We start from the raw sequence: 14,016 nt of genomic DNA on the forward strand, positions 1-14,016 counted from the left end.
TCCGACTTTTCGTCAGTGAATCTCCGCCGAGCGCTTCAGCGCCTCTTTCAGTTTTTCCAGCGTGAAGTCCGGGCTGCGCGCGATCTCCAGGATCGGCGTTTCGCGCCGGCCGCAGAGTTCGGCGGCCTCCGGAATCTTTGCCGCGATGTCGATGGGGATCACAATGGCGCCGTGCTGGTCGGCGTGGATCAGATCGTCCGAATGCACCGTCATGCCGGCGACGCGCACCTCGCCACCCCAATGTTCGGCATGGACCCAGGCATGCGACGGTCCGATCGAACCGGCCAAAGCCTGGAAGCCTGGCGCCCATTGCGGTATGTCGCGGATCGAGCCGTCGGTGATGACGCCGAGGCAGCCGAGCGCCTTGTGAACGTTGCTCTGCACCTCGCCCCAGAACGCGCCATAGCCGACATCGGCGCCGTCGATATCCTGGATCACGGTGATGCGCGGGCCGAAGCCGGTGCCGACATATTCGTAATAGGCGATGCGGCGCTTCGCCTGCTCATCGGCGGGAAGCGTGGATTTGAGCACCGAGCGGATCGTCACCGTGCGGGCGTAGCCGACCATCGGCGGCAGGTCGGGGAACGGACAGACCAGCGGCTTGGTGGTGTAGCCGATCAGGCGGCGCTCCGGCGCCACGATCTCCATCGCATTGCAGATCGTCGGGGTGTCGTAGCGCGCCAGCGCCTCGAGGACGGAAGCAGGCAGCGGGGCGGTAACGGCTTTGTTCACGGCGTTCTCTCCTGATTTTTCGGCCCGGCTCTTTGAGACCGTAGTTCGCTAAGCCCTATAGCCGAGATTGGGGGAGAACCCAATCGGCAGCGGCTCACGGCAGCCATATCGGAGAGTGGCGAGGCCGCTCAGTTCAGCCGCGCCGGCCGTTCGTCCTCGGTCTCGCTGGGAGTCGGCGAGAATGTCCCCGGAGATGACGGCGTGGCTTCAGCCGTCGTAGCCTGCTGTGCGGCAAGGGCGGCGTTGCGCTCGTGGTCGCGATAGGATTTCCAGCCCCAGGGCAGGCTTACGAGGTAGAGCACCGAGCCGATCGAGAGGATGTGCCAGGGGTAGCCGATCAGCAGCGCAACGAAGAACACCACGGAGACGAAGACCGGCAACACCATTTCCGGCGGCACGCGCATCTTCACCGTCTTGCCGGAAAATACCGGCAGCCGCGACACCATTAGGAACGCGATCAGCAGCGTATAGGCCGCGGTCAGCATTGCCGGCGGCTTGGGGACGCCGAGAAACGCCAGATAGAACGGCAGCATCGCAAGGATCGCGCCGGCCGGCGCCGGCACGCCGGTGAAATAGTTCGCCGCAAAAGCAGGCTTGTTCGGATCGTCGATGCTGGCGTTGAAGCGCGCAAGCCGCAGGCCGCCCGCGATCGCAAACACCATCGCCGCGATCCAGCCGCCGTTGTTCAACTCCTGGAGCTGCCAGAAATACAGCATCAGGCCGGGCGCGACGCCGAAATTGACGAAATCCGCCAGGCTGTCGAGCTCGGCGCCGAATTTCGACTGGCCCTTGATCATGCGCGCCACGCGCCCGTCGACCCCGTCAAGCACCGCCGCGAATACGATCGCCGCAACCGCGAGCTCCATCCGCCCCTCGATCGACAGGCGGATCGCCGTCAGCCCGGCGCAGATCGCGAGCAAAGTGATGACGTTGGGCACCAGCATCCGCACCGGGATCGGGCGAAACCGGCGGCGGCGCAGTTCAGGGTATTTGGGGTCCGGGATCAGCATGCCAGCCATTATATAGCAAGCGCCGGCCCGGTTTGCCATCGGCGGCCGCCTGGCCATTTAGGCGCCGAAGGTGGTTAATCGGCGCGAAACGTCCGGCCCTGCTCGGTCGAGCCGAAATCGGCCAAGATCGTCTCGCCGGCAATTGCCGTCTGGCCTTCCGAAACCAGCGATCTCGTGCCTTCGGGCAGATAGACATCCAGACGCGAGCCGAAACGGATCAGGCCGAACCGCTCGCCAGCGCCGATCGACTGGCCTTCGCGCACGAATGAGACAATCCGCCGCGCCACCAATCCGGCGATCTGGACCACGCCGATCCGGCCGTTCGTGGTCGAGATCACCAGCGAGTTGCGCTCATTGTCTTCGCTGGCCTTGTCGAGCTCGGCATTGATGAAGGTGCCGGGCCGGTAGGCGATACGGTCAATCCGGCCGGTCACCGGGCTGCGGTTCACGTGGCAGTTGAACACGCTCATGAAGATCGAAATGCGCGGCAAGGGCCGATCGCCGAGGCCGAGTTCGGCCGGCGGCAGCACCTGAGCAACCATCGAGACGCGGCCATCGGCCGGCGACACCACGATGCCGTCGCGCACCGGCGTCACGCGGACGGGATCGCGGAAGAACAGCGCGCACCAGACGGTCACGATGGTGCCGATCCAACCCAATGGCGTCCAGATCCAGAACAGGATCAGGCTGACCAGCGCAAAGCCGCCGATGAACGGATAGCCCTCCGGGTGGATCGGTGGGATCTGCGCGCGGATGGAATTCGCAATCGACATTAGGGCTCGCTGTTATCTGGCCGACTTCGCTGCCTTGGAAGTAGCGCCGTATTTGGATTATTCCGCGGCAGTTGCCAAGGGATCTTTGGACAGGGGATCTCTGGCCGGCCCTTTGGACGGCTCATTGAGCGGATCATCGACCGGCGGCGGGGCGCGGTTCGGCGCTTCGTTGCCGTCGTCGATCTGCGCGAGCTTCTCCCGCGCCGCCTCGGCTTCGCGCTGCCTATTCCACATGCTGGCATAAAGCCCGCCGGCAGCCAAAAGCCTGACATGGGTGCCGCGCTCGGCGATGCGCCCTTGATCCAGCACGATAATTTCATCGGCGCCAACGATCGTCGACAGCCGGTGGGCAATCACCAGCGAGGTGCGGCCGCGTGAGACGCGCTCCAGCGCTTCCTGGATTTCGTGCTCGGTGTGGCTGTCGAGCGCGGACGTGGCCTCATCGAGGACAAGGATCGGCGGCGCCTTCAAGACCGTGCGCGCGATCGCCACGCGCTGCTTCTCGCCGCCCGACAGTTTCAGGCCGCGTTCGCCGACCTGGGTTTCGTAGCCCTTGGGCGAGTTGCGAATGAAGCTGTCGATCTGCGCCAGTTGCGCCGCCTCTTCCACCTCGGCATTGCCGGCGTCCCAGCGGCCGTAGCGGATGTTATAGCGGATGGTGTCGTTGAACAGCACGGTATCCTGCGGCACCATGCCGATCGAGGCGCGCAGGCTCGCCTGCGTGATGTTTCTGATATCCTGGCCGTCGATCAGGATTTTTCCGCTGGAGACGTCGTAGAGGCGGAACAGCAGCCGCGAAATCGTCGACTTGCCGGCGCCTGAGGGACCGACGATCGCGACCGTCTTGCCGGCGGGCACCTCGAAGCTCAAGCCTTTGAGGATCGGCCGCTCCGGATCATAGGCAAAGCGCACGTCCTCGAAGCGCACATTGCCGGCGCTGACCATGAGCGGCGCGGCGCCCTCGACATCCTTGATCTCCGGATTGCGCGACAGCACGTTGAACATCTTCTCGATGTCGATGATCGCCTGCTTGATCTCGCGATAGACCATGCCCATGAAGTTCAGCGGCTGGTAGAGCTGGATCATCATGGCGTTGACCATGACGAAATCGCCGACCGTGTTGGTGCCGTTGCGCACGCCCAGCGCGCACATCAGCATCGTCGCGGTGAGGCCGATGGTGAAGATGACCGCCTGCCCGGTGTTGAGCACCGCGAGCGAGGTATAGGTCTTGACGCTGTTATGCTCGTAGCGCTCCATCGAACGGTCGTAGCGTTCGGCCTCGCGCGTCTCGGCGCTGAAATATTTCACCGTCTCGTAATTGAGCAGCGAGTCGATCGCCTTGGTATTCGCTTCGGTGTCAGAGTCGTTCATCTTGCGGCGGATTTCGATCCGCCATTCGGTCGCGATGTAGGTGTAGTACATGTAGATCACGACCGTGATCGCGGTGACCAGCACATAGCGCCAGTCGAACTGCCACAGCAGCACCGCCATCAGGAGCGAGACCTCGACGATGGTCGGGATGAGCTGCAGGATCACCATCCGCACGATCACCTCAATACCGGTGCGGCCGCGCTCCAGCACGCGCGTCAGGCCGCCCGTTTTGCGCTCCAGATGAAAGCGCAGCGACAATTCGTGCATGTGAACGAAGGTGATGTAGGCGAGTTTGCGCACCGCATGCATGGCGACGCGGGCGAAGATGCCGTCGCGAAACTGCGTCAGCACCGCCATCAGCACGCGCACCGCGCCGTAGCTTGCGGTCATCAGCAGTGGCGAGGCGATCAGCCACAGCATCCAGTTCGAGGCCTCGACCGGTGCCGTGCCCATGCCGTTGAGCGCATCGATCGCCCATTTGAAGGTGAATGGCACCGTCAGCGTCGCGAGCTTCGCGAGCAAGAGCAGCACCATCGACCAGACCACGCGCATTTTCAGATCGGCGCGGTCGCCGGGCCAGATATAGGGCCACAGGTGAACCAGCGTCCCGATCAGGGTCGCCTTTTCGGGAGCGTTGTCGGCCGGCAGCTGGACGATATCGGTGTGCGAATCAGAATCAGCCATCGCTGTCGCGCCCAACGCAAGATGGCGCACCGACCGCCGTCAGATGGTTTCTGATGATCTGCATATGTGCGTCATATAAAGCGTTTAACTCTCCCGTACAGCCTTGAAAGATAAATCTTTCCCCCGTTTGGTTTGATTTCGGACCTATTTCTGCTGCATCAGCGAAATCAATCAGACTTGAGGTTTCCTGGGTGCAGTGCCACATGGTCTTTATGGATCAAATCAAAACTGTCTGTGTCTATTGCGGCTCCGGCGCCGGCTCCAATCCCCGTTTTGTCGAAGCTGCCCAAGCCCTGGGAAAAGCTTTTGCCGAGAACAGTATCCGCCTCGTCTATGGCGGCGGATCAGTCGGGCTGATGGGCGAGATCGCCAAGTCCACCCTGGATCATGGCGGCCTCGTCACCGGCATCATCCCGGATTTTTGAAATCGCGTGAACTTGCGCTGTCGCGTGTCCAGGAGATGATCGTCACGCCTGACATGCACGAGCGCAAACGGCTGATGTTCGAACGCTCGGACGCCTTCGTGGCGCTGCCCGGCGGCATCGGCACGCTGGAGGAACTGGTCGAGCAGATGACCTGGCAGCAACTCGGCCGCCACTCCAAGCCGGTGCTGCTCGCCAACATCGACGGCTTCTGGGAACCGCTGCTCTCGCTGCTCGCGCATATGCGCGCGACCGAATTTATCCGCCCGGCGTTCCCAATTGATGTGCTGATAGCCGACCGCGTGGAAGACATCCTGCCGCGCCTGAGTGCCCATGCCGCCCGTACGCCGGCGGCGACAAAGGAGCTTGCGCCGGAAGTGGCGCGGAGGCTTTAGGCTCCTCAGCTCATTCGCTGGGAAACGTCACAGCCTCGATGCGGTTGCCATCGGGATCGACGACGAATGCTGCGTAATATTTCACGCGATCGTGGGGGCGAATGCCCGGTGCGCCGTCGCAGCGGCCGCCGGCGTTGAGGGCAGCGGCGTGAAACGCATCGACATCGGCAGTCGTTTTGGCGCGAAGGCAAATGTGCGTGCCGCTCTCGGGCGGCACGGGCGCCATGCTGGCGCGCAGGTTGATCCAGAACTCGGGGTATGTCTTACCGAAGCCGATGGTTGCTGGACGGGTGACGAGGCGTGAGAGGCCGAGGGCTGCGAGGGTTGCTTCATAGAAGCGTGCCGAACGTTCGAGTTCGCTGACGCCGACGGAGATGTGATCGATCATTTGAATGTGCTCCAGACGTCATTCCGGGGCGATGCGAAGCATCGAACTATGGGGCGCAATTGCGCATCTGAGGTCTGGTCCTTCGGACCATCCCGGAATGACCGTATCACCTCACGCCGGCGCGCCTGATTTCACCAGCTTGTAGATCACAGAATCCATCAGCGCCTGGAACGAAGCGTCGATGATATTGGGCGAGACGCCGATGGTGGTCCAGCTCTCGCCGTTCTCGTCCTCGCTCTCGATCAGGACCCGCGTCACCGCTTCCGTGCCGCCATTGAGGATACGCACGCGGTAATCGATCAGCTTCAGGCCCTCGATGTATTTCTGGTACTTGCCGAGGTCCTTGCGCAAGGCAACGTCGAGCGCATTCACTGGACCGTTGCCCTCGGCCGCCGAGATCAGCCGCTCTCCGGCGACATCGACCTTCACGACGGCGAGCGCCACCGTGATGCGCTGGCCGTTGGCGTTGTAGCGCTGCTCGACATTGACGTCGAACTGCTCGACCTTGAAGTACTCCGGCACCCGGCCGAGCGTGCGCCGCGCCAGTAGATCGAACGAGGCGTTGGCGGATTCATAGGCAAACCCCGCCGCTTCCCGCTCCTTCAGCTCCTCGACCAGCCGCGCCAGTTTTGGATCGCTTTTTTCGTAAGGGATACCGGCGCGATCGAGTTCGGCCATGACGTTGGAGCGGCCGGCCTGATCCGAGACCAGCACCTTGCGGTGGTTGCCGACGGATTCAGGCGAGACGTGTTCGTAGGTTTGCGGATCCTTCAGAACGGCGGAGGCATGAATGCCGGTCTTGGTGACAAACGCGCTTTCGCCGACGTAAGGCGCATGGCGGTTCGGCGCGCGGTTGAGCATGTCGTCGAGCGTCCGCGACACCTTCATCAGCGTCGCCATCTTGTCGTCCGTGACGCCGATTTCCAACGCATCGGCGAATTCGCTCTTCAGCCGCAGCGTCGGGATCAGCGAACAGAGATTGGCATTGCCGCAGCGCTCGCCGAGCCCGTTCAGCGTGCCCTGGATCTGCCGCGCCCCGGCCCGCACCGCGGCCAGCGAATTGGCCACCGCCTGCTCGGTGTCGTTATGGGCGTGGATGCCGACATGGCTGCCCGGAATGTGCTTCACGACGTCGCCGACAATGGTCTCGATCTCGTGCGGCATGGTGCCGCCATTGGTGTCGCACAGCACGACCCAGCGCGCGCCGGAATCGTAGGCGGCCTTGGCGCAGGCGAGCGCGAAATCGGAACTCTCCTTGTAGCCGTCGAAGAAGTGCTCACAGTCGACCATCACCTCGCGCCCGGCAGCGTTCGCAGCGACGACGCTGTCGCAGATCGAGGCGAGGTTTTCCTCGTTGGTGGTCTCGAGCGCGACCCGCACCTGATAAGCGCTGGACTTTGCGACGAAGCAGATCGCATCGGCCTTGGCTTCGATCAGCGCCGCCAGCCCCGGATCGTTCGAGGCCGAACGGCCCGGACGGCGCGTCATGCCGAACGCGGTGAATTTCGCGTATTCGAGCTTCGGCTTTTCGGCGAAGAATTCGGTGTCGGTTGGATTGGCGCCGGGATAACCGCCTTCAACGTAGTCGATGCCGAGTTCATCCAGCATCTGCGCGATGATCTGCTTGTCGTGCAGCGTGAAATCGACGCCGTTGGTCTGCGCGCCGTCGCGCAGCGTGGTGTCGAACAGATAGAGGCGTTCGCGGCTCATGTCGGCGCTCCCGGCGCGGCGCTTGTCGCCAGCGTCTTCTGCATCGTGGTGTTGGCGAGCCATTCGCCGTTGAGCGAAACGGTGTTGCGCTGCTTGGCGGTATAACCGCGCTTTCTGAACAATGGCTCGGCTGTATCGCTGGCATCGACCGTCAGGGTTTTCGCGCCGCGCGCGCCCGCCAGTTTTTCGAGCGCATCGACCAGCATCGAGGCAACGCCCTGCCCGGCTACGCTCGGATGCACGTAGAGCATATCGATATGGTCAGCGCCCTTCAGCGAGGCGAAGCCGACCGGCGCGTTCTGGATAGTCGCGATCAGCGTCAACTGCCCGGCAAGCTTCTTGCCGAACGCGGCTTCGTCGTCGGCCGCCTGCGCCCAGGCTCCCTGCTGCGCCTCGCTATAGTCGTCGCCGGTCAGTCCCTCGATGGCGGCAACGAAGATCGCCGCCAGCATCGGAACATCCGCCGGCAGAAACGGCCGCAAGCCAGGTTTTGGCAATGCCTGTCCCATCGCGTCAAAACACTCCGAACAGTCTCAAGGCCAACACGATCGCGGCAACGATCAGCGCCCATTTGATGAAGATGTAATAGCGCCAGTGTTTCGGAAACGGGGTATCGGGACGGGTCATTGCACGATCTCCCAAGTGGTACCGTCCTTGGAATCCTTGATGACAACCCCCATCGCAGCGAGTTCATCACGGATGCGATCGGACTCCGTGAAGTCCTTGCGCGCTCGGGCAGCGGTACGCAAATTGAGCAATTCGATGATCCTCTTCTCGAGATTCGTCGTTTTGGGTGCAAACTTCTTGATCTTTTTCCCTCGCAGATCCTCGATGAGAGCTGGATCAACTGCATCTCGAATTAGTGGCTCTATGTCTTGAAGGAAGCGACGCACCACCTCGATGGAAGCGATTAGATTAGTGCCTGCCTTGGGCTTTCCGCTATTTAGGAATGGCTTAAGCTTGACGCCGGCGACAATGCTTTGCCAGTCGTTGGTAGTGAACTTCGCAATGTTATTTGCTGTCGCAGCGAGTTCTTCTGCTAATCGAGCAACGTTGCTTCGTCCACCCTTGAAGCCCAAAAGATCGAGAGTCTTATAGACTGTATACCGATCTCTATTTGATGCGTTTTCGTTTTTAGTCACTCGATCGATGAGGTTGAGAGCCGCGGGCGTGTTGAGGTCGTCCATAAGCAACCCGATGACCTCGTCAAACAAGCCTCGACTGACATGACTCTGAGTTCGATCCGCAGCAAAATCTTTCCAACCTCTCAAGCGAGACGCTGCTTGCTCCAAACTTCGTACCGTCCAGTCTATTGGCTCTCGATAAGGCGTTTGGAGCATCGCAAAGCGAAGCGCTTCACCAGCCCATCTTCGGCCTCCAAACTTGTCGGTCGTTAGAAGTTCGTTGATGGTAATGAAGTTGCCGAGCGACTTCGACATCTTCTCGCTTTCGACTTGCAGGAAGCCGTTGTGCATCCAGACGTTCGCCATGCGACCTTGGTGGAAGGCACAGCAGGTCTGCGCCAATTCGTTCTCGTGATGGGGAAATACGAGATCGATGCCGCCGCCGTGGATGTCAAAATGCTCGCCGAGATGCTTCCACGCCATCGCCGAGCATTCGACGTGCCAGCCCGGTCGGCCCGGCGCGGCGATGCCCGAAGGTGACGGCCAGGATGGCTCACCCGGTTTCGACGGCTTCCACAGCACGAAGTCAGTGGCATCGCGCTTGTAAGGGGCGACATCGACGCGGGCGCCGGCAATCATCTCGTCGAGAGTGCGTTTGGCAAGCGCGCCGTAACGCGGCAGCACGGCATTCGCAGAGTTCATCGCCTGCGGCGAGAACAGCACATGGTCCTCGGCCACATAGGCAAAGCGCCCCTCGACTAGCTTCTCGATGATCTTTCGCATCTCGGCGATATGTTCGGTGGCGCGCGGCTCAACGTTTGGCCGTAACGCCCCGAGTGCATCGACGTCGTCGTGGAATTGCTTTTCAGTCAATTCGGAGACCTTGCGGATCGCCTCGTTGAGCGGCAGGCCGGGGAAATCCCGCGCGGCGCGATCATTGATCTTGTCGTCAACGTCGGTGATGTTGCGGACATATTTGACGTGATCTTTGCCGTAGAGATACCGCAGCAGCCGGAACAGCACGTCAAATACGATAACCGGCCGGGCGTTACCGATATGGGCAAAGTCATAGACCGTCGGTCCGCAGACATACATGCGGACGTTATCGGCATCGAGCGGCACGAACGGCCGCTTCTCCTTCGTCAAGGTATCGTAGAGACGCAATTCCATTGGCGTACCCATCCCTTGCGGCCGGGCGTCCAGTGATCTCATTTTTGAGAAAAGACGGCCTCAGCCAGCGAATCGCTAGCTAATAATCTCGCGGCAAATGGCGCAGATGGCGAGGAGACCGTTCATGGTTCCAACCATTGCGGCATCGCAGGCACGCCGTCAAGGCCTTGCTTGTGCCCGATTTGGGGGCGATCAGGCCGCCGAACCCCCGCCATTCACAGCCGCCCTCGGCCCTCATGGTTAATCATTATTAACACTTCGGGCCTATTTCTGAGGGCGGTCTCCTTCCCGCCGCCGGTGCCATCCATGCGACTTTCCTCCGCACTCATTGCCTGTGCCTTCCTGCTCGCCGCCTCGGCCGCTGCCGCCGACAGCCACGTCTTCATCGTGGCCAACCAGGCCGATGGTTACGGCGTCGACGAGTGCCTCGCCAGAGGCGACAAATGTGGCGCCCACGCCGCCCGCTCCTATTGTCAGTCACGGGAATTTGCGCAGGCGACCGCCTATCGTCGCGTCGAGCCCGACGAGGTCACCAGCGCGGTTCCGATCGGCGGTGGCAACCGCTGCTCAGGCCCGGCGTGCGGCGAATACGTCGCCATTACCTGCCAGCGCTAAAGAGAACCCCGTAATTTCAAGGGCCGGTTTGCCACACCCGCGCCCCGGAAACGACGTGACGCTGCCCCGAGAAGCAGCTATTGGATGCGGCCTTGGCCGCAGAACGCCGCCTTGGCCGCGTCATCAGGCTTTTTGAGCCGCGCGGATCAGCTCTCAATGGCCGGATATGCTGGAAATTCGCAACGCTTCCTCTCCCTTCGAATTTTGACCTGCGCCATCCTGCTCGGCATCGCCGCCCCGGACGCACCCGCTTTGGCGCAGACGAACGACGACGCCATGGCGCAGATGAACCAGGACGCCCCGCCGCAACAGGGCGCGCAGGCCAATCCGATCTGCATCCGGCTCGAAGGACAATTGGCGACGATCGACCGCGGCGCGGGCACCGGCGACCCCACCAAGGATGAACAGATCCGCCGCTATCAGGAAGCCGAGTCCAAGCAGCAGGCCGAGTTCGACCGGGTCACGCTGCAAGCCAAGCGTATGGGCTGCGACAGCTCGGGCTTCTTCTCGCTGTTCAACGGTCGTTCCGCCCAGTGCGGCCCGGTGAACAACCAGATTCAGCAGATGCGCGCCAATCTCGACCAGATCACCACCAGCCTGGAGCGGCTGCGCAGCGGCGGCATCGGCGGCGCTGACCGCGAAAACCAGCGCCGCTCGGTGCTGGTGGCGCTCGCGCAGAACAATTGCGGCCCGCAATATGCCGCTGCCGCGCGCGGCCCTGGCAACTTCATCGACAGCCTGTTCGGCAACAACAACAACACGCTGCCGCCGCCGAGCGCCGATCTCGGTGCGCCATCCGGCACCTACCGCACCGTCTGCGTCCGCACCTGCGATGGCGCCTATTTCCCGGTCTCGTTCGCTACCGTGCAGGCCCGCTTCCAGGACGACGAGAGGACCTGCAAGGCGCTGTGCCCGGCGGCGGAGGCGAATCTGTTCGCCTATCGCAATCCCGGCGAAGACATCAACCAGGCGGTCTCGATCAACGGCCAGCCCTATTCATCGCTGCCCAACGCGTTCAAATTCCGCACCGAGTTCAACGCATCCTGCTCCTGCAAGCCTGCGGGCCAGACCTGGTCCGAAGCGCTGAAGTCCGTCGACGACAGGGCGGCAGTCGAACAGCAGGGCGACATCATCGTCACAGAGGAAAGTGCGAAGCGGATGCAACAGCGCGGGCAGGCGAAAGGCGCGCCGCCGCCCAAGAAGGGCGCCGCGCCCGCAGGCACCACCGCCGCCGCGCCCGCACCGGCGGCGACGGCTCCGGCTGCTCCGGCTGATACGACGGCCGCAACCAACGACAAGGACAAGCCGATCCGCACCGTCGGCCCGACCTTCATCCCGCCGAAGCAGTAGGCGCCAAACGCCCTACCCTTCGAACGCATCCGCCGAGGCGCGGCCGGCGCGGGCGACCAGTTTTTCGTCGGGCGCAGGCAACGCCTTGCCGTTGTCGCGGAAGCGGTTGGTGATGGGATAGCGGCGATCACGGCCAAAGTTCTTTTCCGTCACCTTGACGCCGGGCGCAGCCTGCCGCCGTTTGTATTCGGCGATGTTGAGCAGGCGATCGATCCGCGTCACCGTTTCAGCCGGAAAACCGGCCGCGATGATCGTGGCCAGTGGCTCCTCGCGCTCGACCAGACGCTCCAGTATGCCGTCCAGCATCTCGTAGGGCGGCAGTGAATCCTGGTCGGTCTGGTTCTCGCGCAGCTCCGCCGTCGGCGGGCGCGTGATGATGTTGACCGGAATCACCTCGCCCGACGGCCCGAGCGCGCCATCCGGCTTCCACTCGTTGCGCAGACTCGATAGCCGGAACACTTCGGTCTTGTAGATGTCCTTGATCGGATTGAAGCCGCCGTTCATGTCGCCGTAGAGCGTGGCGTAACCGACCGACATCTCCGACTTGTTGCCGGTCGTGACCACCATCGCGCCGGTCTTGTTGGAAATCGCCATCAAGAGCGTGCCGCGGGTGCGCGCCTGCAAATTCTCCTCGGTGATGTCGCGCGGCAGGCCGGCAAATGGTCCGGAGAGGATTTTCTCGAAGCCGTTCACTGCATCGGCAATCGGCAGCACCTCGTAGCGGATGCCGAGTGCTTTGGCGAGTTTCGCGGCATCGTCGAGCGACACTTGCGCGGTGAAGCGGAAGGGCAGCATCACGCCGCGGACCTGATCGGCGCCGAGCGCATCAACGGCAATGGCCGCGCACAGCGCGGAATCGATGCCGCCGGAGATGCCGAGCAAGACGCCCGGAAAGCCGTTCTTGCGGACGTAGTCGCGCAGGCCCAGCACGCAGGCGGCGTAATCGCCCTTGTCGCCCTCGAGCAGGGGCACTACGGGGCCCGAGCAGCGCCAGCCGTCGGCGCCCTTGGTCCAGCGCAGCGTGGTGATGCTTTCTTCGAACGCGGGCAGTTGCGCGGCCACCGAGAGGTCGGCGTTGAGCGCGAACGACGCGCCGTCGAACACCAGTTCGTCCTGCCCGCCGATCTGGTTGAGATAGACCAGCGGCAGCCCGCTCTCGGTGACGCGGGCAACTGCGATCGACAGCCGGAGGTCGTTCTTGTCGCGCGCGTAGGGCGAGCCGTTCGGCACCACGAGGATTTCCGCGCCGGTCTCGGCGAGGCACTCGACGACGTTCTCGTATTCTTCTGATTCCTCGAGCCAGATGTCCTCGCAGATGGGGACGCCGACGCGGATGCCGCGGACCGTCACCGGCCCGGCGGCGGGGCCGCGGGCGAACAGACGCTTTTCGTCGAACACGCCGTAGTTCGGCAGGTTCGCCTTGAAGCGCAAGGCGGCGATGCGGCCCTGATCGAGCAGCACGCAGGCGTTATAGAGCTTGCCGTCCTCGACCCAGGGCGTGCCGATCAAAACAGCGGGCCCGCCGCCCGCAGTCTCGCGCGCCAGCTCTTCGACCGCGGCGCGGCAGGCGGCCTGGAAGGCTGGCTTCAGTACCAGGTCTTCCGGCGGATAGCCGCAGATGAACAATTCGGGCAGCAGCAGGAGGTCGGCGCCATCGGCCGCGGCCTTGTCGCGCGCCGCGCGGGCCTTGGCGGCGTTGCCTGGCACGTCGCCGACCGTCGGGTTCAACTGCGCCAGCGTGATCGTAAAGGTGTCGGTCATGGGGGCGATGGTGCCTTGCACAAGAGCAAACTGCAATTGCTCGCTTTGATAGCGTTTTCGAGCGAAGTGGATACCGGTTCGCGTGAAGAAAACGCGTCAAAACAAAAACTTAGATATGCGGTTCTGATGCAAATCAGAACCGCATATCTAAGCATATCTAAATGGCGCCCATGCGTTCCGCGAGGGCGAACAGCCAGAACAGGCCGGCCATCAACAGCGCCACGCCGACCGCCGCCGACCCCATGTCCTTGACCTGCCCGATCTTCTGGTCGTGCTCGGTGGTCAGGCGGTCGGCGAGCTTTTCGATCGCGGTGTTGAGCAGCTCGACCACCAGGACAAAGGCGACGGCCGCGACCAGTTCCACGCGGCGCATCGTGGTCGTGCCGATCAGCCAGGCCAGCGGCACCGACAGCACCAATGCGAACAGTTCCTCGCGGACGGCCTGCTCCGAGCGGATCGCAAAAGCGAGGCCGTTACGGGTGTTGATCGTGGCCCGCCAGAGTCGCAGCAA

The 14,016-nt window shown here is 62.8% G+C and carries 12 protein-coding genes and 1 pseudogene; 3 read left to right on the plus strand and 10 right to left on the minus strand.

Annotation, left to right across the window (positions count from 1 at the left end; translation table 11 throughout):
- Positions 1–12 precede the first annotated feature (12 nt).
- From ACFXS9_RS01480 to ACFXS9_RS01495, 4 genes are all read right to left on the minus strand, one after another.
- Positions 13–732: an RraA family protein gene (locus ACFXS9_RS01480; protein ID WP_065745282.1), complete on the minus strand. Its 720-nt coding sequence runs from the start codon at positions 730–732 to the stop codon at positions 13–15.
- 128 nt (positions 733–860) lie between these two features.
- Positions 861–1,751: a CDP-alcohol phosphatidyltransferase family protein gene (locus ACFXS9_RS01485; protein ID WP_392684331.1), complete on the minus strand. Its 891-nt coding sequence runs from the start codon at positions 1,749–1,751 to the stop codon at positions 861–863.
- Positions 1,752–1,816: 65 nt separating this feature from the next.
- Positions 1,817–2,515, minus strand: coding sequence for a phosphatidylserine decarboxylase (locus tag ACFXS9_RS01490; protein WP_392684334.1), 699 nt, complete (start codon positions 2,513–2,515; stop codon positions 1,817–1,819).
- A 57-nt stretch (positions 2,516–2,572) separates the two neighbouring features.
- Positions 2,573–4,570: an ABCB family ABC transporter ATP-binding protein/permease gene (locus ACFXS9_RS01495; protein WP_392684337.1), complete on the minus strand. Its 1,998-nt coding sequence runs from the start codon at positions 4,568–4,570 to the stop codon at positions 2,573–2,575.
- Positions 4,571–4,782: 212 nt separating this feature from the next.
- On the opposite strand from ACFXS9_RS01495, the pseudogene ACFXS9_RS01500 reads away from it, so the two are divergent.
- Positions 4,783–5,387 (plus strand): annotated as a pseudogene (locus tag ACFXS9_RS01500) (TIGR00730 family Rossman fold protein).
- A gap of 10 nt (positions 5,388–5,397) precedes the next feature.
- Here the strand turns inward: ACFXS9_RS01500 and ACFXS9_RS01505 are convergent.
- From ACFXS9_RS01505 to cysS, 4 genes are all read right to left on the minus strand, one after another.
- Positions 5,398–5,775: a VOC family protein gene (locus ACFXS9_RS01505; RefSeq protein WP_392684340.1), complete on the minus strand. Its 378-nt coding sequence runs from the start codon at positions 5,773–5,775 to the stop codon at positions 5,398–5,400.
- Between the two features lie 111 nt (positions 5,776–5,886).
- A complete protein-coding gene (cimA, locus tag ACFXS9_RS01510; protein ID WP_392684343.1) occupies positions 5,887–7,485 on the minus strand; it encodes a citramalate synthase in 1,599 nt (532 codons plus the stop codon).
- Entirely contained in the window at positions 7,482–7,994 is a 513-nt protein-coding gene (locus ACFXS9_RS01515) for a GNAT family N-acetyltransferase (protein ID WP_392684346.1), read from the minus strand. The genes cimA and ACFXS9_RS01515 overlap by 4 nt, the downstream gene beginning before the upstream one ends.
- 114 nt (positions 7,995–8,108) lie before the next feature.
- Positions 8,109–9,779 (minus strand): cysteine--tRNA ligase, encoded by a 1,671-nt coding sequence (cysS, locus tag ACFXS9_RS01520; protein ID WP_392684349.1) that lies wholly within the window; start codon positions 9,777–9,779, stop codon positions 8,109–8,111.
- A gap of 306 nt (positions 9,780–10,085) precedes the next feature.
- Between cysS and ACFXS9_RS01525 the strand changes: the two genes are divergently transcribed.
- Together ACFXS9_RS01525 and ACFXS9_RS01530 are read left to right on the plus strand one after the other, a co-directional pair.
- Positions 10,086–10,394 carry a hypothetical protein gene (locus ACFXS9_RS01525; RefSeq protein WP_392684352.1) on the plus strand — a complete coding sequence of 103 codons (309 nt, stop codon included), beginning with the start codon at positions 10,086–10,088 and terminating at the stop codon, positions 10,392–10,394.
- A gap of 156 nt (positions 10,395–10,550) precedes the next feature.
- Positions 10,551–11,744 carry a DUF2865 domain-containing protein gene (locus ACFXS9_RS01530; RefSeq protein WP_392684355.1) on the plus strand — a complete coding sequence of 398 codons (1,194 nt, stop codon included), beginning with the start codon at positions 10,551–10,553 and terminating at the stop codon, positions 11,742–11,744.
- A 12-nt stretch (positions 11,745–11,756) separates the two neighbouring features.
- On the opposite strand, the gene ACFXS9_RS01535 is transcribed toward ACFXS9_RS01530, so the two are convergent.
- Both ACFXS9_RS01535 and ACFXS9_RS01540 read right to left on the minus strand, forming a co-directional pair.
- Positions 11,757–13,505, minus strand: a complete 1,749-nt coding sequence (locus tag ACFXS9_RS01535) for an NAD+ synthase (protein WP_392684358.1) — start codon at positions 13,503–13,505, stop codon at positions 11,757–11,759.
- A gap of 157 nt (positions 13,506–13,662) precedes the next feature.
- A complete protein-coding gene (locus ACFXS9_RS01540) occupies positions 13,663–14,016 on the minus strand; it encodes a diacylglycerol kinase (protein WP_275184317.1) in 354 nt (117 codons plus the stop codon).

Origin of the sequence: Bradyrhizobium sp. RDI18 (assembly GCF_043203335.1) — a bacterium.
Taxonomy (GTDB): domain Bacteria; phylum Pseudomonadota; class Alphaproteobacteria; order Rhizobiales; family Xanthobacteraceae; genus Bradyrhizobium; species Bradyrhizobium retamae.

Bases quoted from the DNA above. Each gene is read 5' to 3' on its own strand.
- ACFXS9_RS01485 (WP_392684331.1), bottom strand. From the start codon at position 1,751: ATGGCTGGCATGCTGATCCCGGACCCCAAATACCCTGAACTGCGCCGC.
- ACFXS9_RS01490 (WP_392684334.1), bottom strand. From the start codon at position 2,515: ATGTCGATTGCGAATTCCATCCGCGCGCAGATCCCACCGATCCACCCG.
- ACFXS9_RS01495 (WP_392684337.1), bottom strand. From the start codon at position 4,570: ATGGCTGATTCTGATTCGCACACCGATATCGTCCAGCTGCCGGCCGAC.
- ACFXS9_RS01505 (WP_392684340.1), bottom strand. From the start codon at position 5,775: ATGATCGATCACATCTCCGTCGGCGTCAGCGAACTCGAACGTTCGGCA.
- cimA (WP_392684343.1), bottom strand. From the start codon at position 7,485: ATGAGCCGCGAACGCCTCTATCTGTTCGACACCACGCTGCGCGACGGC.
- ACFXS9_RS01515 (WP_392684346.1), bottom strand. From the start codon at position 7,994: ATGGGACAGGCATTGCCAAAACCTGGCTTGCGGCCGTTTCTGCCGGCG.
- cysS (WP_392684349.1), bottom strand. From the start codon at position 9,779: ATGGAATTGCGTCTCTACGATACCTTGACGAAGGAGAAGCGGCCGTTC.
- ACFXS9_RS01525 (WP_392684352.1), top strand. From the start codon at position 10,086: ATGCGACTTTCCTCCGCACTCATTGCCTGTGCCTTCCTGCTCGCCGCC.
- ACFXS9_RS01530 (WP_392684355.1), top strand. From the start codon at position 10,551: ATGGCCGGATATGCTGGAAATTCGCAACGCTTCCTCTCCCTTCGAATT.
- ACFXS9_RS01535 (WP_392684358.1), bottom strand. From the start codon at position 13,505: ATGACCGACACCTTTACGATCACGCTGGCGCAGTTGAACCCGACGGTC.